Source organism: Burkholderia sp. AU17457 (assembly GCF_002223255.1).
Taxonomy (GTDB): domain Bacteria; phylum Pseudomonadota; class Gammaproteobacteria; order Burkholderiales; family Burkholderiaceae; genus Burkholderia; species Burkholderia sola.
Window position 1 is genome coordinate 723,603 of record NZ_NKFB01000008.1, and the last position, 17,895, is coordinate 741,497.

At 68.2% G+C, this 17,895-nt stretch carries 16 protein-coding genes; 2 read left to right on the forward strand and 14 right to left on the reverse strand.

Going from position 1 to position 17,895, the window contains the following annotated elements; translation table 11 throughout:
• Window positions 1–34: 34 nt before the first annotated feature.
• Window positions 35–1,090 carry a porin gene (locus tag CFB49_RS33245; protein WP_089493741.1) on the reverse strand — a complete coding sequence of 352 codons (1,056 nt, stop codon included), beginning with the start codon at window positions 1,088–1,090 and terminating at the stop codon, window positions 35–37.
• A gap of 320 nt (window positions 1,091–1,410) precedes the next feature.
• Here CFB49_RS33245 and CFB49_RS33250 point away from each other — a divergent pair, with 320 nt between their 5' ends.
• Entirely contained in the window at window positions 1,411–2,139 is a 729-nt protein-coding gene (locus CFB49_RS33250) for an IclR family transcriptional regulator (protein ID WP_089493497.1), read from the forward strand.
• A 54-nt stretch (window positions 2,140–2,193) separates the two neighbouring features.
• Here the strand turns inward: CFB49_RS33250 and CFB49_RS33255 are convergent, their stop codons facing one another.
• The 9 genes from CFB49_RS33255 to CFB49_RS33295 form a co-directional block, all read right to left on the reverse strand.
• On the reverse strand, window positions 2,194–3,645 hold the full coding sequence (locus tag CFB49_RS33255) for an NAD-dependent succinate-semialdehyde dehydrogenase (protein ID WP_179235006.1): 1,452 nt from the start codon (window positions 3,643–3,645) through the stop codon (window positions 2,194–2,196).
• An 85-nt stretch (window positions 3,646–3,730) separates the two neighbouring features.
• Window positions 3,731–4,063, reverse strand: coding sequence for an NIPSNAP family protein (locus tag CFB49_RS33260; RefSeq protein ID WP_069620050.1), 333 nt, complete (start codon window positions 4,061–4,063; stop codon window positions 3,731–3,733).
• Window positions 4,053–5,681 carry a bifunctional 3-(3-hydroxy-phenyl)propionate/3-hydroxycinnamic acid hydroxylase gene (locus tag CFB49_RS33265; protein WP_089493499.1) on the reverse strand — a complete coding sequence of 543 codons (1,629 nt, stop codon included), beginning with the start codon at window positions 5,679–5,681 and terminating at the stop codon, window positions 4,053–4,055. Before CFB49_RS33265 ends, CFB49_RS33260 begins: the two co-directional genes overlap by 11 nt.
• A complete protein-coding gene (locus CFB49_RS33270; RefSeq protein ID WP_179234995.1) occupies window positions 5,678–6,562 on the reverse strand; it encodes an alpha/beta fold hydrolase in 885 nt (294 codons plus the stop codon). Before CFB49_RS33270 ends, CFB49_RS33265 begins: the two co-directional genes overlap by 4 nt.
• A 25-nt stretch (window positions 6,563–6,587) precedes the next feature.
• Window positions 6,588–7,193, reverse strand: coding sequence for an amino acid synthesis family protein (locus CFB49_RS33275; protein ID WP_027809147.1), 606 nt, complete (start codon window positions 7,191–7,193; stop codon window positions 6,588–6,590).
• Window positions 7,194–7,241: 48 nt separating this feature from the next.
• A complete protein-coding gene (locus CFB49_RS33280) occupies window positions 7,242–7,763 on the reverse strand; it encodes a VOC family protein (RefSeq protein WP_089493501.1) in 522 nt (173 codons plus the stop codon).
• A 12-nt stretch (window positions 7,764–7,775) separates the two neighbouring features.
• Window positions 7,776–8,813: a WD40/YVTN/BNR-like repeat-containing protein gene (locus CFB49_RS33285; protein WP_089493502.1), complete on the reverse strand. Its 1,038-nt coding sequence runs from the start codon at window positions 8,811–8,813 to the stop codon at window positions 7,776–7,778.
• Between the two features lie 15 nt (window positions 8,814–8,828).
• Window positions 8,829–9,641, reverse strand: coding sequence for an SDR family NAD(P)-dependent oxidoreductase (locus CFB49_RS33290; RefSeq protein WP_069620045.1), 813 nt, complete (start codon window positions 9,639–9,641; stop codon window positions 8,829–8,831).
• Between the two features lie 48 nt (window positions 9,642–9,689).
• Window positions 9,690–11,270 (reverse strand): acetolactate synthase large subunit, encoded by a 1,581-nt coding sequence (locus CFB49_RS33295; protein ID WP_089493503.1) that lies wholly within the window; start codon window positions 11,268–11,270, stop codon window positions 9,690–9,692.
• Between the two features lie 383 nt (window positions 11,271–11,653).
• Between CFB49_RS33295 and CFB49_RS33300 the strand changes: the two genes are divergently transcribed.
• Window positions 11,654–13,759 carry a TonB-dependent siderophore receptor gene (locus CFB49_RS33300; protein WP_089493504.1) on the forward strand — a complete coding sequence of 702 codons (2,106 nt, stop codon included), beginning with the start codon at window positions 11,654–11,656 and terminating at the stop codon, window positions 13,757–13,759.
• 36 nt (window positions 13,760–13,795) lie between these two features.
• Here CFB49_RS33300 and CFB49_RS33305 read toward each other — a convergent pair whose 3' ends face one another.
• Genes CFB49_RS33305 through CFB49_RS33320 form a run of 4 tightly spaced genes read right to left on the reverse strand, consistent with a single transcriptional unit; the run spans window position 13,796 to window position 17,535 of the window.
• Window positions 13,796–15,049: an arsenic transporter gene (locus CFB49_RS33305; RefSeq protein WP_089493505.1), complete on the reverse strand. Its 1,254-nt coding sequence runs from the start codon at window positions 15,047–15,049 to the stop codon at window positions 13,796–13,798.
• Between the two features lie 37 nt (window positions 15,050–15,086).
• Window positions 15,087–16,352 (reverse strand): MFS transporter, encoded by a 1,266-nt coding sequence (locus CFB49_RS33310; protein WP_089493506.1) that lies wholly within the window; start codon window positions 16,350–16,352, stop codon window positions 15,087–15,089.
• A 21-nt stretch (window positions 16,353–16,373) separates the two neighbouring features.
• On the reverse strand, window positions 16,374–16,919 hold the full coding sequence (locus CFB49_RS33315) for a hypothetical protein (protein ID WP_089493507.1): 546 nt from the start codon (window positions 16,917–16,919) through the stop codon (window positions 16,374–16,376).
• A gap of 43 nt (window positions 16,920–16,962) precedes the next feature.
• The gene (locus CFB49_RS33320; protein WP_256122071.1) at window positions 16,963–17,535 is read right to left on the reverse strand and encodes a hypothetical protein; all 573 of its coding nucleotides are present in this window, start codon (window positions 17,533–17,535) and stop codon (window positions 16,963–16,965) included.
• Window positions 17,536–17,895 lie beyond the last annotated feature (360 nt).

Genomic DNA, 17,895 nt, shown 5'->3' on the forward strand with positions numbered 1-17,895 from the left:
GGCGTACCCGGCAGCCCGTGTTTTTCGCGCGTCGTCAGAACTGATGCCGCAGGCCGAGCCGAACCGCGGTCTGCGTCGAGCCGGTCGCCGCCCCGCCGAGCGCCGCCTCGACCTGCGCGCCATACGCACTGTCGTGCCCGCGTGCGAATACCACGTAAAGGCCGGACCGTTTCGACAGCGAATAGTCGGCGCTCAACGTGATCTGGTTGGCCGAGCCGATGTCGCCGCCGCGCCGCTGGTACTGGAAGCCGCCACCCAGTTGCAACGACGGCGTGACCGAATAGGTCAGCCCGGCGTCGTAGGTCGTGGCCCGCAGCGGCGCGGCGGCGCTGATCCGCACGTCCGACACCATGCCGAAGACGCGAAACGGCCCGACGTTGTAGCCGGCACCACCCGAGACATTGCGCAGATTGCCGCCGGCCGTCACGTCGTGCTGGCCGAAATAAGCGAGCGCGGCGCTGAACGCGCCTCGCGTGTAGGACAGCATCGCGCTTTGCACGCTGCTGCGCGCGACCGTGCCGGGCACGTTGCCGAACCCCCACAGGCCGCCGAACGCCACACCGCCGAATGTCGGGCTCACGTACTTAACCGCATTGTTCACCTGGACGCCCCACACGCGGTTGTCGAGCGCGCCGCCCGCCGACGCGTTCGCCGGCAACCCCCACGCGAGCAGGCCGGCCGGCGTGTTCGCGCCAGTCGCGAAGGCCGGCATGAGATCGCCGACGAAATCGAACTGGCGCCCGAGCGTCACGGTTCCCCAGTCGCCGCCGAGCCCGACGTAGGCTTGCGAACCGAACGCGGAGCCGGGCACGGTCAGCGCGCCGTCGGAGGTCTGGAACTGGCTTTCGAGCCGGAACACCGCGAAATTGGCGCCGCCGAGATCCTCCCTGCCTGTGAGGCCCCACACGTCGTTGCGCGACACGCCGGCCTGCAACGCGAGCTGACGCCCGCCACGTGGCGCGGACGCCACGTCGCTCGTATAGGTCACGCCCGTGTCCAGCGAGCCGTAGAACGTCACGCTCGATTGCGCGAACGCCGGTGCGACGGCACCGCAGCCGCACCATGCCACCATCCGGAACCACCCTTTCATCTGCTTCTCCTCATCGAATTTCACCGGCCGATGCGCGCGTGAACCGACCGGCGCGGCAGCAACGTCGATCCAGTGTGATTTCATCGTTTAAAATAGGAATCCATATCAATGGATGTCGAAACGAACCACGTCGACGCGACCCGCGCGCTTGCCGCGCATGCACGGATGCGGCTCCGGTAGCCGCCCGCACGACTTAAGTTAGACTACGGCCTGTCGCCCGCGGCCCGCGGCGCTGCATGCCGTGCCGCAGCGCGGCAACCCGAAACCGCATTCGTCGTTCACGTTCCATAGCCGCAAGCCGTCTGATCCCGGATTACGTCATGTCGAGCCTCACCAAAATGCTGTCCATCCTCGACGTCTTCTCTTCTTCCGCGACGTCGATGACCGCCGAGGAAATCGCCGAGCACATGGGCTTTTCGCGCACCACGTGCTATCGCTACGTGAAGGAACTGGCATCCGTCGGCCTGCTCGTCGGCACCAACGGCCGCTATACGCTGGGCCCGCGCATCATCCACCTCGACTACAACATGCGGCAGTCGGACCCGACGCTCACCGCCGCGAAGCCCGTCATCCAGAAGCTGGTCCAGGTCACCGGCGGCGATGCGCTCGTGTCGACGCTGTTCGACGAGCAGATCATCAACGTGATGCACGAAACCGGCGCCGAGAACCTGCAACTGGGCTTCGGCCGCGGCCGCATCATGCCGCTGTTCCAGGGCGCTTCGTCGAAGGTGATCGTCGCCGCGATGTCGCGTGCGCGGCTGAAGCGCCTGCACGAACGGCACAACGCCGAGCTGGGCGAGTTCGCGGCCGACTGGACGCAGTTCTGGCGCGCCTGCCAGCAGATCGTCGACGCGGGATACTGGATCTCGCGCGGCGAACTCGACGCCGGGTTCGTCGGTATCGCCGCGCCGATTCGCACCGCCAGCAGCGGCGAAGTCAACAGCAGCCTGTCGCTGGTCTTTCGCGCCGAACACTTCGTGCTGTTCGACGAGCACGTGCTCGGCAAGCTCCTCATCGACGCCACCGCCCGGATCGGCGACGCCACCTGAGCATGCGCACGGCATCGCGAACGATGCCGTGCCCGGCCGCCCCCGTGCACACGATCAGTTCATCTGCGTGATGAACTTGGTGACGAGATAGCCGTCGAACGTCTCCGTGCCGCCCTCGCTGCCGAAACCGCTGTCCTTCACGCCGCCGAACGGAATCTCCGCTGGCCCCATCCCGAAGTGATTGATGTTGACCATGCCGGCTTCGAGCGCGCGGCCGATCCGGTGCGCATTGCGCGCCGACGTCGTGAATGCGTACGACGCAAGGCCGAACGGCAAGCGGTTCGCCTCGTCGAGCGCATCGTCGAGCGCGTCGAACGGCACGATCCCGACGATCGGGCCGAACGGCTCCTCGTTCATCAGCCGCGTATCGCACGTCGGGCCCAGTACGACCGTCGGCGCGAAGTAGTGCCCTGACCCGCCCACGCGCGTCCCGCCGCACGCGATCTCCGCCCCTTTTGCCTTCGCGTCGGCAACGAACGCGTCGATCTCGGATACGCGTCGCGCATGCGCAAGCGGCCCCATCGTGGTCGCCTCTTCCAGCCCATAGCCGACGCGAATCTTGCCGACCGCCTCGAGATACGCGCCGACGAACCGGTCGAACACCGGGCGCTGCACGAAGAAACGCGTCGGCGACACGCAAACCTGCCCGGCATTGCGAAACTTGTACGCGGCCAGCATCGTCGCGGCGCGCTCGATTTCCGCGTCCGCGCAGACCAGCACCGGCGCATGCCCGCCCAGCTCCATGGTCATGCGCTTCATGTGCGACGCGGCGAGCGCCGCCAGTTGCTTGCCGACCGGCACCGAACCCGTGAACGAGATCTTGCGCACGAGCGGCGACTCGATCAGCTGCGCGGACACGTCGGCCGGCACGCCCCAGACGATGTTCAGGCAGCCCGCGGGCAAGCCGGCATCGTGAAAGATGCGCGCGAGCGCGACGATCGCGCTCGGCGATTCCTCCGGCCCTTTCAGCACCAGCGTGCAGCCCGACGCAAGCGCGGCCGCGATCTTGTGCATCGCCTGGCTGAACGGAAAATTCCACGGCGAGAACGCCGCGCACACGCCGATCGGTTCGCGCAGCACCGTCTGCGCGACGTCCGGCGAGCGCGACGGCACGACGCGGCCATAGGTACGACGCCCTTCCTCCGCATGCCATTCGAGCTGCTCGGCGGACGACACGACCTCGGCGATCGCCTCGCGAAGCGGCTTGCCCTGGTCCATCGTGATGTGACGGCCGATCGCGTCGGCCCGCTCGCGCACCAGCGCAGCCGCGCGGCGCAGGATGTCCGAGCGCGCGAGCGGCGACTCGCGGCGCCACGTCGCGAACGCGCGATGCGCGGCGCGCACGGCGGCGTCGATATCGTCCGGCGTCGCATGCGGCAAGTCGCCGAGCACGCTGCCGGTTCCCGGATCGAGAACGGGCTGCGTGCGCCGGCCGTCGGCGTGAAGGAACCGGCCGTCGATATACAGATGGAGCGACACGTAATCGCGTTGCGCATCGGTCGTCATGCGGGAAGTCAGCGGCGTAAACGGGATCAAGACGGATACCTCGGTAGGAACTGCACGATGCATGATGGCCAGGGCGACGATCGCGTCACGCGGCCGGCGGCGGTGCGCGCAGCAGGCCGCCGATCTCCTGTCGGAGGATCTGGTTTTCCTGCCGGACGAGCAGATGCCGGACCTTGCCGCGAAACGTCCTGAACTCGGGATCGGCCATCAGCACGGCACGACGCCGGGCCCGATCGTCCAGCGAATCGAAGGCCCACAGATAGACGAGCTGGTTCAGCGGTCCGATTTCCGTCGCGAAACAGCCGACCATCGTGCCGAGCGCGTGCTCCTGCGGCACGCGGCCGCATTCCGCATAGAGCCGCAGATACTCGGCGACGCCGCCCGGCACCAGCGTGTAGGTGCGTTGCTCAACAAACATCCGCGGTCTCCCGTTGACGCGCGGCAAACGCCTGGAACGCCGCGGTCACGCCGGCCATGCCGACGGCGTCCGTCTGCGCCGCCACGTAGCGGTCCGGACGGACGACGACGAGCGGCGCCGCGTGCCGGTCGAACCATTCGGCCATCGCGTTGTCGACGTCCTCGACGCACACGCTGTCGTGCGCGCTCGCGATGCGCTGCTCACGGCACGTTCCGCTGCGCGACCGTACGATCTGCACGAATTTCGCGCCCAACGCGGTCCAGAAGGCGCGATCGTCGTCGCTCAGGCACGCCTGTGGATCGCATCGCCAGCCGATGATCGAAAACCACGGGCCGAGCACGTCGTCGAGCTTGCGGCGTGCACCGTCGGCCGTTTCGACGTCGGGTTGGACGATCATGCGCCCGACGGCGTCCGACGTGCCCGTGACCACGACCCCGTGCGTATAGCTGGGCATCGGCTTGAAGCGCATCTGCAGCACGTAGTCCTTCAGACCCGGCGCATACCGTGCGAGCCCGAGGAACCGGTCGCGCAGGAACGCGACCAGACGGCTGGTCGGCATCAGCATCGCGCCGAACGTGTCCGCGAGATCGATCATCGCTTTGGCATGGCCACGCCGCTCCGATTCGTACGTCGAGATCACGCTCCGGTGCAACGTGCCGTTCACGACCCCCGCCAGCTTCCAGGCCAGGTTGCCCACGTCGCGCAGCCCCGCGTTCAGCCCCTGGCCGATCCACGGCGGGCTCAGGTGCGCGGCATCGCCGATGAGCGCCACCCGGCCGGTGACGAAACGTTCGGCCACACGAGAGTGATGCGTGTAGGTCCGCGCACGCACGATCTCGATGCGATCGACGTCGTCGACGTACGGCGCGATCAGCGCGCGGATCGACTCCGGTTGCGCGATCGCCTCCTCGTCCTCGTGCGGAAACACGAGAAATTCCCAGCGTCGGTAGTTGAACGGCAGATAAATGCAGACGTTCGGGCGGCGCGGATCGCAGTTCAGCGCGGTACACGGCTGGTCGAGCCGCGCGTTCTTCACGTCGACCACGACCCACTTCATCGGATGCGTCGTACCGGCCAGCCTGATGCCGAGCATCTCGCGGACGGGGCTGCGCCCGCCGTCGGCCGCCACCACGTAGTCGGCGTCGAGTTCGTATTGCTGCCCGTCGGCGGCGCGTACCTGAAGCGTCACGCATTCGTCGTCCTGCTCCAGACCGACGACCTCTTCGCCCGTACGCAGCGACACGTGCGGATAGCGTGCCAGTGCATCGCGCAGCGTGCGTTCGGCCAGGTGCTGCATGAAGATGTTGCGGCGCCACCAGCCGAACTCGCGTATCGACGGACGGATGTCGGCGAAACATTCGCCGTTCGCCTTGAACATGCGCAGCGGCACGTTCTGGATGATGTCGCGGCTCAGCTCGTCGGCCAGGCCGGCCGTCTGAAACAGCCGCAGCGCCTCGTCGTCGATGCCGACCGCGCGCGGGAATTCGACGATCTGCGGCGCCCGTTCGACGACGATCGTATCGACGCCATACAGGCCGAGCAGGTTCGCCATGGCCGCGCCGTTCGGCCCCGCGCCGACGATGGCGACCGAGGTCCGGTTCCGGTTGTTCGCTTTCATTCGCCCGCGCCTCCCACGCGCCATGGGTCATCGAGACGATCGAGCCAGGTGCGCAGCGCGCGATTGAACGCATCGGGCTGATCGTCGTGGACGTAATGCGTCGCGCCGGGAATGTCGATTCGTTCGATTTCCGCATTGGCTGCCGCCATTTCCGCCGCCACGTCCGCGGACAGGAAATCCGAGTCGCCGCCGCGCAACAACAGCGTGGGCACGTGCAGGTTGAGGATCAGCGGCCACAGATGGACGAGCTGCTCCGGCGTCGCAGCCAGCCGTGCGGCCGCGATCCCTTTCGCGTCGTGCCGCCAGACGATCCGGCCGGCCTCGCCTTCTTTCAGCGAGTGCGCGAGGCGCGAATCGAGCGCGGATTCCGTGATGTTCGGCCGCTGGCGTCGCCAGAACGCGCGCGCGTCGTCCCACGACGCGAACGCGTCCGGCGTTTCCTTCAGCTCGCGCTTGATGCGCTCGGAACCTTGCGAACCGGCCGACGCGCCCGGGCCCATGTCCTCGATCACGAGGCCGGCGAGCCGGTCCGGATTCGATGCCGAGTAGACGAACGCATTGGCGCCGCCCATCGAGTGCCCGACCAGCACGAATCGTCGCAGGCCGAGCTCACGCACCAATGCGTCGAGATCGCGCACGTAGGCCGCCGCGTAATAATCCCGCCGCGGATCCCAGTCGCTCAGCCCGCGCCCGCGCTGATCGAGCGCGACGACCCGGTAGCGGTCGACCAGCGCAGCGGCGACGGGCGCCCAGGTATGCGCGTAACTGCGCAAGCCGTGCAGCATCACCACGGTCGGCGCATCGTCGCGGCCCCAGCTCACGTAGTGCAGCCGCAATCCATCGTTGTCGATCCAACCATCCTTGGCGGACGCCGTGTTCATCATGTGCTCCTCGTCCGGCATGCGCTCAGACCAGACCGTCGCGACCGACGATCTCGCTCGCCTTCAGGCCGCCGAGCCGTGCATGCAGCCGCCCGCGCGTCGCGAACGCGAAGATCACCAGCACTTCGTCGTCGTTCGGCGCATCGGGAAACAGGCACGTCACCGTGTCGTAGTGCGAGCGCACGTAGAGCGCATCCTTGTGCGCGAGCGGCACGTCGATCACCGTGTTGATCGGTCCGCGCTTGCCGCTCGACGGCACCCACGATTTCCCGCCGCCCAACGCCGCGCGGATCGGCTCCGCGAAGATCGACGTGAGGAACGCGTTGCCGTGTTCGTATTCGCCGGCCGAACCGACCAGGCACGCCTTGCCGTAGCTCTCGATCGCGCGGCCGTCGGCAAGCGACTCGATGCGTCGCGCAAACTCCTTGCCGAGCGCGGGCGACGGACGCACGAGGTCGTCGAGGTTTTCGCTGAATCGCCCTGCATACGGATTGTGAACGGCCGCGGCGATCACGATCTTGCGCAACGGCTCGCCGTCGGCAAGCTGGCCGGTTTCGTTCGCGAGCGAATCCTCGATCTGCGTGTACCACTTGCGGATGTGAAAGCCTTCGAAATTGGCGGTCTTGCTCATTTGCATTCCTATATAAAACGTCGATGATGCGGATGGAAAGGTGGCGGCTCAGTCGAAGTCGAACAGCGGTTCGAGCTGGAAGGGATCGCTCGGCGCGTTGTATCGATGCAGCACGCGCTTGCCCTCTTCGTCGTCCGTGACCATTTCGCAGAAGAATTCGAGCCGGTTTCCGTCAGGGTCCGTGAAATACACGCCGATCCCGACCTTGTGATCGGTGATCTTGACGATCGGCACGTCGCGGCAAATCAGCATCCCGTACAGGCGGCGCAATTCGGTCAGCCCGCCGGCGATTTCGAGGCCGTAGTGCTGCAGGCCGATCGTGCCGAGTTCCGCATCGGACGCCGCGCGAATCAGCGCGATATCGTGGTGCTTCTGGCCGAACGACATGAACACCCACTGCTCGCCGCGCGCGGTTTCCGTCATGCCGAGCACCTCGGCGTACCAGATGCTCGAGCGAACGGGATCGCGTACGAACAGCGACAGGTGGGTGCGCTGCACGCGCGGCGTCGGCAACGGCAGGCCGCTCGCGTTCGCACGTTCGGCGCGTTGGCGGATATCGGACGGTGTCATCGTTCGCTCCGCTCAGTGGGTCGACTGCTCGTGGGCGGCCAGCGGCGCCTCGAACGGCGTCCACGCGACCGCCGTGATCTCGCTGAAATCGCGCCATTCCTTGGCCCAGCTCCGGCCGCCGTCGCGCGAGCGGAACAGGTGCCCGTACTTGGTGCCCGCATACACGAGCGCCGGTTGGGCCGCATGCACGCCGAACGCCCAGAACGTGGAGTTCGGCGGCGTGTGCAGATCCGTCTCGCGCCACGCGTAACCGCGATCGGTCGAGCGGTAGATGCGGCTGCGGCTGCCCGGCGTGCCGTCGCCGATCGCCATCAGCAGGTCGCCTTCCGGCTCCGGCAGTTGCACGACGGTGCGCGTGTAGTACAGCCCGTCGAAGCGGTCGCGCGACAGCTTGCCGTCCCACGTCAGGCCGTCGTCCTCGCTCACGTACACCGCGTTGACCGTCAGCAGCACCGTGGTCTTCGGCCGGCCTTGCGTGGCGGACAGGACGGCGATCGCGTGAATGTCGCTGTTGCGGATCGCGGTGCCGGGGCCGTCCACGCGTGTCCAGCTCGCGCCGGCATCGCGGCTGCGCCACGCGCCGCCCTCCTCCACGCCGTACCAGACGTTGCGGCTGTCGTCCGGGTCCACGCAGATCGTCAGCAGCCGCGGCCGATTGACGCCCGAGCAAAACTCCGGGAGCTCGGGCGCCGTTCGCGCCCACGTCGCGCCCGCGTCGTTCGACTTGTAAAGCGCGGCGCGCGACGGCGCGCCGGTGCCCGCATAGAGCACCGCCGGGTTGGCCGGATCGATCGCGATCGACCAGACCGTCTGCCCGTTCAGCAGGTTGTCGGGCCGAAACCAGTGCGCGCCGCCATCGTCGCTGATGCACAGCCCCGAATCGGCGCCGGCATAGACGCGCGACGGCGTCGCGGGGCACACCGCGAGCGCGCGCACGATGCCGTCGAATTCGATCGGTTCGGCGAGCCCGAGGCGATGCCAGGTCTTGCCGTCGTCGTTCGAGCGCAGGATGCCTTGCCCGGCGGTGGCGACCAGTACGGTTGCGGTCATGAAGTGCTCCTTGTGTCAGAGAAAAATGCCGCGCGTGAGCCCGCCGTCGCAGCCGATCGATTCGCCGGTGATCGAGCCGGACTTCGGCGACGCGAGAAACGCGACGATCCACCCCATTTCTTCCGGCTGCAGCACGCGGCGGATCGGCGTGACCTTCACGTAGTTGGCCTCGACCTCCGCGGCCGTCAGCCCCTGCTTCTGCGCTTCCTTCTCGTAGAGCTCGTGGATATGCGGCGTCTCGACGACGCCCGGATGAATCGTGTTGACCGTGATGCCGAACGGTCCGAGCTGGTCGGACAGCGTCTTGGTCAGGTGCACGATCGCCACGTTGCGCATGCCGGACAGCTGCTTGCTGCCGCGGCCCGTCAGGCCGCCGATGTTGACGATCCGGCCGAAGCCGTTGCGCCGCATGTGGGGCGCGGCGGCCTTCGCGCAGCGCAGGTAGCCGACCACCTTGATGTCGATGTCCTGCAGCAGTCCCTGCGGGTCGGCGTGTTCGAGTTCGGTCCGCACGAGCCCGCCCGGATGCGCGGCGCCGTTCAGCAGGATGTCGAGCCGGCCGAAACGCTCGACGCTCGCGGCCATCGCCGCTTCGATCGACGCCATGTCGGTCGTGTCCACCGTGACGGGGAGGATCGCGCCGGCCGCGTCGCCGAGCGGCGCGAGCGCCGTGCGAATCTCGGCGGCAGCCGCTTCGAGGTGTTCGATGCGTCGCGCGGCGATCGCGACGTTGACGCCTTCGCGCGCCAGTTCGAGCGCGACCGCCTTGCCGATGCCCATGCTGCCGCCGGTGATGAACGCGGCTTTTCCATGCAGTTGCAGATCCATGTCGATGAAAGGTGAGAGTCGGGATTGAAGAAAGGAGCCGGTCCGCGATCAGGACAACTGCATTTCGATGAGCGTCGGCCCGTCGGTATGCGCGAGTGCGTCGTCGAGCGCTTGCACCAGCGCATGCGCGTCGCTCGCGCGTTGGGCCGGCACGCCGTAGCCGCGCGACAGCGCGAGCCAGTCGATCGGCGGGTCGTCCAGTTGCGTCAGGCGGCTCGCGTGCGGCGTGTCGGCCGGCAGGCCGCTGCGCGCGAGTTCGGTCTGCAGGATCCCGTAGCGCCGGTTCGATGCGATCAGCATCACGATCGGCAAACGCTCGCGCGCCATCGTCCACAGCGACTGGATCGTGTACTGCGCGCTGCCGTCGGACTGCAGCGCGAACACGCGGCGGTCCGGGCACGCGACGGCGGCGCCGAGCGCCACCGGCAGGCCCTGGCCGATCGCGCCGCCCGTGTTCGTCAAAATGGTGTGACGACGCGCGCGCGCCGATGCGGTCACGAACGGGTAGCCGCACGTGCCGCCTTCGATCGACACGATCGCGTCGTCGGGCAGCGCATTCGCGAGCACGCGGCCGACGGCCTGCGGCGTGAGCGGCCCGTCCTCCACGCGCCAGCGCTCGACGCGCACGCCCTCGTCGTTCGTTGCCGCGCCGATGCGATCGGCCAGCGCCTCCAGCGCGTCGTCCGCCGCATCGCCCGGCGTTGCCAGCGTCACGATGTCTTCGGGCCGCGCGAGTTCGCCCGGAATGCCGTCGTAGCCGAAGTAGGTGACGGGCGCGAGCGCGCCGGCCAGCACCACGCGCCGGCCGGCCAGCGCCGCGAGCGCCGGCTCGGGGAAATAAGGCAGGCGGTCGATGTCCGGCAGGCCGCCGCCGCGCTCCGCCCGCGCAGGAAAGGTTTCGCTGAAACAGGTCGCGCCGGTGGCCGCCGCGATGCGTGCCGCCGCCCGCTGCCCGCGCGCCGACAGCGCGCGGGCGCCCATCAGCAGGACGGCGCGATGACCGCTGAGCAGCAGGTCGGCCACCTGTTCGACCCGAGCGGCATCGAACGTCACCGCGGCCGGCCGCACGACGGCGGGCCACGCCGCACTGCGCACCCGGGCCGACTGGAGATCGACGGGCAGCACGAGGGTCGCGACGCCGCGCCGCGCGCCCATCGCGGCCGAAATCGCGTCGGCCGTATCGGTCGCGAGATCCGTGTCGCGCGCCACGCTGCGATACCACACCGACACCGGACGGGCGAGCGATTCGATGTCCGACGTCAGCGGTGCGTCGTGCTTCAGATGCTCGCGCGTGTGATCGCCGACGATGTTCAGGATCGGCGTGCGGGCGCGGCGCGCATTGTGCAGGTTGGCAATGCCGTTCGCGTGGCCGGGCCCGAGGTGCAGCAACGTCATCGCGGGCTTGCCGGTCATGCGGCCGTAGCCGTCGGCTGCGCCCGTGCACACGCCCTCGAACAGCCCGAGGATCGACCGCACGCCGGCCACGGCGTCGAGCGCACCGACGAACGGCATCTCCGTCGTGCCGGGATTGGCGAAACAGACGTCGACGCCGGCGTCTCGCGCGGTGGCGAGCACGACGCCCGCCCCGCTTCTTGCTTCGGTATCGCTGTCCAACTGTGGGATGTTCATGCGGCTGCTCGACGGGTTTGACTGAAGTGTTTTTACTATAATCCCGAATTACGGGATTTGTCAAACAACCTGCTTCGTATTTTTCAATTCGCCAGGTTCCACGTTTACCCTGAATTTCTCGTCAAAACGGAGGTCAAGGCGCCATTCGATCGTCAACACGAAACGACACATTTCCCACATTTCGGAATTTCACGAAACGCCCACGCCAGATCGGCCGCGTCCGCGCCGTGCACCGTTTCCCTTCCCGCATCCTTTCTCAAAATTACGATTGCAAATGCCTCTCATTTGCATTAAATTGCCGCGCAAATGTACTGTTTGGAACACAGATGTCGGCGCGAGGCCGCCCACCGTGCCCGAACGCGAACGACACAAAGAGGAGATGTATGAGCAGGAGGAACTGGGCGGCCGCACCGATGGCCATCGTCGTCGGCACGACCGGCATGGGCGCGGCCGACGCGCAGGAGACGTCGCTGCCCACGATCGAGGTGTCCGCGCAACGCGCGACGGCGCCGTTCCGCACGCGCGAATCGACGAGCGCGACGCGCGGCGAGGCGGACGTGATGGAGATTCCGTTCGCGGTCAGCAGCGTCGATACGAAGCTGATCCAGACCGTGTCCGCCACCCGCGGCGACGATCTTTACGACTGGGTCGCAGGCGTCTCGCGCCAGAACAACTTCGGCGGCCTGTGGGACAACTACGCGGTGCGCGGCTTCGCCGGCGACGGCAACACGTCCGGCACCGACTACCTGGTCAACGGCTTCTCGTGGAATCGCGGGATGAGCGTGCCGCGCGACACCGTCAACCTCGAGCGCATGGAAGTGCTCAAGGGGCCGGCGTCCGCGCTGTATGGCCGCGGCGATCCGGGCGGGATCATCAGCTATACGACGAAGCAGCCGCAGTTCGCACGCGCGAACACCATCGGCGTGTCGGCCGGCAGCTACGGCGCACTGCGCCAGACCCTCGATTCGACCGGCCCCGTCACGAAATCGCTCGCGTACCGCTTCGTCGCGATGAACGAGAACAACGGCAGCTTTCGCGACACGGTGTCGAGCAAACGCTACCTGTTCTCGCCGTCGTTCACGTGGGACATCGGCGCGGACACGACACTGCACTACGAATTCGAGAGCGCGCGTCAGCGTGCGCCGCTCGATCGCGGCGTGCTGGCGGTCAACGGCCAGCTTGGCGCGATCCCCGCGTCGCGCTTTCTCGGCGAGCCGCGCGATGGCGACTACGACGTGCGCAACACGGGTCATCAGTTCACGCTCGAGCATCGCTTCGATTCAAACTGGTCGATCAATGCCGGCGTCGCGCAACGCAACACCGACCTGTCGGGGCGCTCGTCCGAGGCCTTCGCATTGCAGCCGGACGGCCGCACGCTGTGGCGCCGCTACCGGCAAGTCGCGTTTCACTCGAACGATTTGCAAGGCCGCCTCGAAACCACCGGCACGTTCCGCACGGGCGGCATCGGCCATACGCTCGTGATGGGCGTCGATGCGTACCGCTTCAACTACGACCAGTTCGTCGCGCGCTCCACGCCGAGCGCCGCGGCGCCGTACGCGATCGACATCTTCGATCCGGTCTACGGCCAGCCCGCGCCGACGCTGCGCACCGCGACCAACCTGCTCGAACGCGATAACGGACAAGGCGTCTACGCGCAGGACACGCTCGCGTTCGGGCCGCACTGGAAGATCCTGGCCGGGCTGCGCTGGGACCGCTTCCATCAGTCGATCGACAACCGTCTGAAGGGCGTGACGACGAGCCAGTTGCAGACCGCGGTGAGCCCGCGTATCGGCGTCGTGTATGAAATGAGCCCCACGTGGTCGCTCTATGCGAACACCGCGTATTCGTTCCGACCGAACAACGGCGCCGACGTCGGCGGCAACGCATTCGATCCCGAAAAGGGCCACGGCTACGAAGCCGGCGCGAAATGGGCGGGTGCGCGCTCGCTCACGACCGTCTCGGCGTTCTACGTGACCAAGCGCAACGTGCTCACCGCCGATCCGGCGAATGCCGGCTTCTCGCGCGCGGCCGGCGAAGTGCGCAGCCGCGGCGTCGAATTCGAATGGAGCGGCGATCTCGGGCACGGCCTGCGCGGCATCGCCAACTTCGCGTACGTCGACGCCGAGGTCACGCGCGATACCGTGCTCGCGCCCGGCTCACGCCTCGTCGACGTACCGCGTCTGAGCGGCAGCGCGTTGCTGATGTACGAGACGACCCTGCCGTTCGCGGACAAGGCAGGCGCCGGCGCCGGCGTGATCTACGTCGGGCGCCGCGCCGGCAACACGGCCAACACGCAGGACGGCTTCGAACTGCCGGCCTACGCGACCGTGCAGCTGAACGGCTACGTTCAGGTCAACAAGCACCTGCGTGCGTCGGTCGTGCTGAACAACCTGTTCAATCGCACCACCTACGTCAGCTCGTACAACAGCTTGTGGGTCACGCCGGGCGCGCCGCGCAGCCTGTTCGCGTCGCTCGCCTATTCGTTCTAGGCCGGCCGGGACGACTGACGCGACGCGCATCGCGCGTCAGCCGCCGACCACGAACCGCGCGCCCAGCGCGAGCAGCAACGCCGGCGGCATCACGCACGCGCCGACCGCGAGGAATGCGCGGAACCCGACCTGCAGCCCTTCGCGCCGGATCGCCGCCAGCCACAGAATCGTCGCGAGCGATCCGGTGATCGACAGGTTCGGACCGAGATCCACGCCGATCAGAATCGCATCGACCACCGTTTGCGGGCTGTGCGCGGCGTGGATAGTCGAGCTCGCGATCAGCCCGGCGGGCAGATTGTTGACCGCGTTCGACCCCAGCGCGACCGCGACGCCGGCCACGGCCGCGGCGACGTGCTCGCCGCCTTGCATCAGCATCTGCAGCAGGCCCGCCAGCGCGCGCACCGCGCCGATCCGGTCGAGCGTCTCGACGACGACGAACAAGCCCGCGACGAGCGGCAGCACGCTCCACGAAATCGCGCGAACGATCGGCACGCCCGCCGCGCGATCCCGCATCACCACGCATGCGACCGTGACGACGCCCGCCAGCGCGGTCGGCAACCCGAGCGGGCGATCGGCGACCGATACCGCCATCAGCGCGACGGCCGTTGCGGCGATGCCTGCCAACGCGATGCGTCCCCCGCTCGTCAGCGGCTGCACCGGCAGCCCGGACGCGCAACGCCCGGAAAGCGCACGTCGCTGCACGATCCGCAGCATGACGAACGTGCACGCGATCGACGCGACGGACGGCGCCGCGAAGTGGGCGACCCATACACCGAGCGCCGGCATGTGTGCGCCGTACAGCACCAGGTTCGCCGGATTCGAAATCGGCAGCACGAAACTGGCGGCATTGGCGACGAGCGCACAGCTGTACAGCAGCGGCATCGGATCGGCCTTCGCACGGCGCGCGGCGGCGAGGATCGCGGGCGTCAGCACGACGGCGGTCGCATCGTTCGACAGGAACACCGTGGTGACGACGCCGACCCCGTAGATCAGCGCGAACAACCGCCGCGGCGAGCCCTGCGCGAGATTGACGACGTGCGTCGCGACCCAGTCGAACAGCCCCTCGCGACGGGCCGCCTCGGACAGCAGCATCATGCCCGTCAGAAAGAGGTAGACGTCGCCGCCTTTCGCGACGGCATCCAGCGCCTGGGCGACGGGCAACAGGTTCAACACGACCAGCAGCAGCGCGCCGCTCACGGCCCACGTGGCCTCGGGCCACCCGAATGGGCGCGTGATGACGCCCGCGGTGGCGAGCGCGGAAATCAGCCAGGCAAGCGAAACAGGATTCATGGGCAAGTGGACGGAGGCATGGGAATCGACATCGCCGTCACGACGATGTCGCCGATAGATCGGCGGGCTTGCCGCACACGCTGCTCAGCGACCGCGCATGGCCGAGCCATAGCGCGAGCGAGCCCGTCGACACGGCGCCCAGCACGACGAACGCGGCCGGATAGCCGAAGTGCTGCGCGAGCACGCCGCCCAGCACCGGGCTGAGCGCCGCGCCGATACCCTGCGCGGTCGCGACCGCGCCCTGCCCGGCATTCACGCGGCCGGAGCCATGCAGCAGGCGAACCACGAGTGCGGGCACGACCACGCTTTGCAGTCCGGCGCCAATGCCGTCGAGCACCTGCACCGGCCATACGCCCGCTTCGCTCATCCACGCCGCGGCGACCAGCCCGCGCACCGGCAGCACGAGGTACGAGAACAGCAGCACCCGCCAGTAGCCGTGCGATCGAATCAGCCGGGGCGCGAGCCACGCGGCCACGATCATCACGCACTGCGCGATGACGATCGTCTGTGCGGTGAACGCGCTCGCGTTGCTGCGATGCGTGACGACGACGCCCATCCCGTAGAGCGGCAGCATTGCGGCGTTGCCGAGATGAAACAGCGCGAGCGACCCACCGAGCAGCACCAGCGGCCGGTTTTCGGCGAGCGTGCGCAGGCCGCCGACGCGCGACGTCGACGCCGCGGTGAACGTATCGGGATGCGTCGCATCCGTTTTCGGCGCGGCGTCGGCAGGATCGAGACCACGTGCGCACGCATGATCGATCGCGTGCCCGGGAATCGCCAGCGTGCTCACGATCGCCAGGACCGTGAACACGCCGACGAGCGCGAACACCGCGTCGAATCCGACGTGCCAGCCGAGCCACCCGGCGAGCGCCGCACCGGCGACGTTGCCGGCGTGGTTCGCCATCTGGTTGCGCCCGAACTGCCGGTCGAAACCCTGCCGACGCACGATGCCGAGCGTCACGCCCGCGGCGGCCGGCGCCAGCACCGCGCCGCTGACCGCCGCCAGGATCTGCGACGCCGCCACCGCCGGATAGCTGTGGACGAACATCATCGCCAGCGACGCAAGCGCCGTCGCCGCGGTCGCCACGACGATCAGCGCCCGCTTCGCGCGCACCGCATCGACGAGCGCGCCGGCCAACGGCGTCGCGGCCATCGCGGCGAGCCCGGCCAGCGTCATGACCGAGCCGATTGCATCGGCACCCCAGCCTCGCGACAGCAGGATGACGCCGATGAACGGGCCGATGCCGGCCTGCACGTCGGCCAGGAAGAAGTTGAGCGCCTCGAGCGCGCGTGCCGGTCTCATGGGCGTCTCACCATCGCACGATCATTCGGCATCCGCATCGACGAGCTCGGCAATGTCGGTCACGTCGAGCGTCGTGCCGTGCGGCGTGACGACGCCGTGCCCCCACGCCTGCACATGGATGCCGGCCTGCAGGTAGTCGTGCAATGCTTCCGCGGCATGCGACGGCAACCGCAGCGCGACACCGCTCGTCAACAACGCGCCGTTCAGCTCGCCTTTCGGTCCATGCAGCCCGAACGCGACTTCTCCGCTCAATTCCATCGGTTGCCGAGCCGGCCGCGGCGGCCTCGGGACAGCGTGCTCGGGGCCGGCGTCGATGATGTCGATGCCGCCGCGACCGGTCAGTTGCACGGCCGCGATCATCTCCGCGCGACGCGGCTTGACGCCCCGCACGCGGATGCGGTCGCCGACCGCGACATGGCGCACCAGTTCGCGGCCCAGATGCGGCGGTACGTGGACCTGCAGGTCGCCGTTCAGGATCAGGCCGTCGATTTCTCCGTGCGGATTGAGCAGGAACTGCGTGACGCGGCCGCGCGTTTCGGGCAAGCAGGCGGGATCGATCCAGTGCATGACAGGACTCCTTTCGATGGATGGGGGAACAGGCGTCGCGCGATCAGCGCGCGGCATCGTCGTAGAGATTCACGACATGGCCCGGCGCGCCGAACGCCGTCGCCTGCAGCGCTTCGCCGTATGCGTTGCGCGTGCCGTAACCGACCGCGGCCACGCGCTCGCCGGGGACGAGCAACGCGCCGAATTGCTGCGCGGCCGGAACGGTCAGCTTGACGATCGCGCCGCTGTCGAGCATCACGCCGTCCGGCTCGCCGCGCGGCGCGTGCGTCACGCGACGCACGACACCGGACACGCTCAGGCGGGCGAGGTTGACGCCGCGCAGCATGGGCGGCACGGGCGCGACGGGCGCGGGCGGCTGATCGGACAGCGACGCGCCGGTGCCGTCGTTGCGGATCACGCGTGCATGGATTTCATCGTCGACGCGTCGTTCGCCGGCTACCGTGACGCGCTGGCCCGACCGCACGAGCGCCGTCAGTTGCGAACCGAGATGCGGCGGCACGCGGACGAGCGTGCCGTCGGTCAGCACGAAGCCGTCGACGGCGCCTTCCGGATTGATCGTCAGCCGCGACAGCGTGCCTGAAACCAGCGCATCCGGGGCGATGGCGTTTCCGGGCACGGCAGGCAAAAGCGCGCGAGGCCCAGGGGGGGCAGGCGGCGGCGGCATGGCGCCGGCCGGGTCTTCCGCACGCGGTGGGGGCGGCACCTGCGCCGCGCTGACCGTTGCGACGGCAACGAGTGCGGCAGCGCAAAGCGCACGATATGACCGGCGAACGGCGGCACGGCGCGACGACCGCGATCGAACGACAGACGGGTACGGCTTCATGACGGGCTCCGGCAATGGATTGCGATGCATCGGTATCCGCAATACCCGTGCCAACCTGCGATGCACCGCTCTGCCATGCGCCGAACGACGACGCGCGCGAAACATGTCGGATTTCCCGACACGTCGCTTCACCGGATGTCGGCGTTCCCGACA

Bases quoted from the DNA above. Each gene is read 5' to 3' on its own strand.
- CFB49_RS33265 (WP_089493499.1), bottom strand. From the start codon at position 5,681: ATGAAAGCGAACAACCGGAACCGGACCTCGGTCGCCATCGTCGGCGCG.
- CFB49_RS33245 (WP_089493741.1), bottom strand. From the start codon at position 1,090: ATGAAAGGGTGGTTCCGGATGGTGGCATGGTGCGGCTGCGGTGCCGTC.
- CFB49_RS33275 (WP_027809147.1), bottom strand. From the start codon at position 7,193: ATGAGCAAGACCGCCAATTTCGAAGGCTTTCACATCCGCAAGTGGTAC.
- CFB49_RS33305 (WP_089493505.1), bottom strand. From the start codon at position 15,049: ATGAATCCTGTTTCGCTTGCCTGGCTGATTTCCGCGCTCGCCACCGCG.
- CFB49_RS33300 (WP_089493504.1), top strand. From the start codon at position 11,654: ATGAGCAGGAGGAACTGGGCGGCCGCACCGATGGCCATCGTCGTCGGC.
- CFB49_RS33290 (WP_069620045.1), bottom strand. From the start codon at position 9,641: ATGGATCTGCAACTGCATGGAAAAGCCGCGTTCATCACCGGCGGCAGC.
- CFB49_RS33310 (WP_089493506.1), bottom strand. From the start codon at position 16,352: ATGAGACCGGCACGCGCGCTCGAGGCGCTCAACTTCTTCCTGGCCGAC.
- CFB49_RS33250 (WP_089493497.1), top strand. From the start codon at position 1,411: ATGTCGAGCCTCACCAAAATGCTGTCCATCCTCGACGTCTTCTCTTCT.
- CFB49_RS33315 (WP_089493507.1), bottom strand. From the start codon at position 16,919: ATGCACTGGATCGATCCCGCCTGCTTGCCCGAAACGCGCGGCCGCGTC.
- CFB49_RS33280 (WP_089493501.1), bottom strand. From the start codon at position 7,763: ATGACACCGTCCGATATCCGCCAACGCGCCGAACGTGCGAACGCGAGC.
- CFB49_RS33285 (WP_089493502.1), bottom strand. From the start codon at position 8,813: ATGACCGCAACCGTACTGGTCGCCACCGCCGGGCAAGGCATCCTGCGC.
- CFB49_RS33255 (WP_179235006.1), bottom strand. From the start codon at position 3,645: ATGACGACCGATGCGCAACGCGATTACGTGTCGCTCCATCTGTATATC.
- CFB49_RS33270 (WP_179234995.1), bottom strand. From the start codon at position 6,562: ATGAACACGGCGTCCGCCAAGGATGGTTGGATCGACAACGATGGATTG.
- CFB49_RS33295 (WP_089493503.1), bottom strand. From the start codon at position 11,270: ATGAACATCCCACAGTTGGACAGCGATACCGAAGCAAGAAGCGGGGCG.
- CFB49_RS33260 (WP_069620050.1), bottom strand. From the start codon at position 4,063: ATGTTTGTTGAGCAACGCACCTACACGCTGGTGCCGGGCGGCGTCGCC.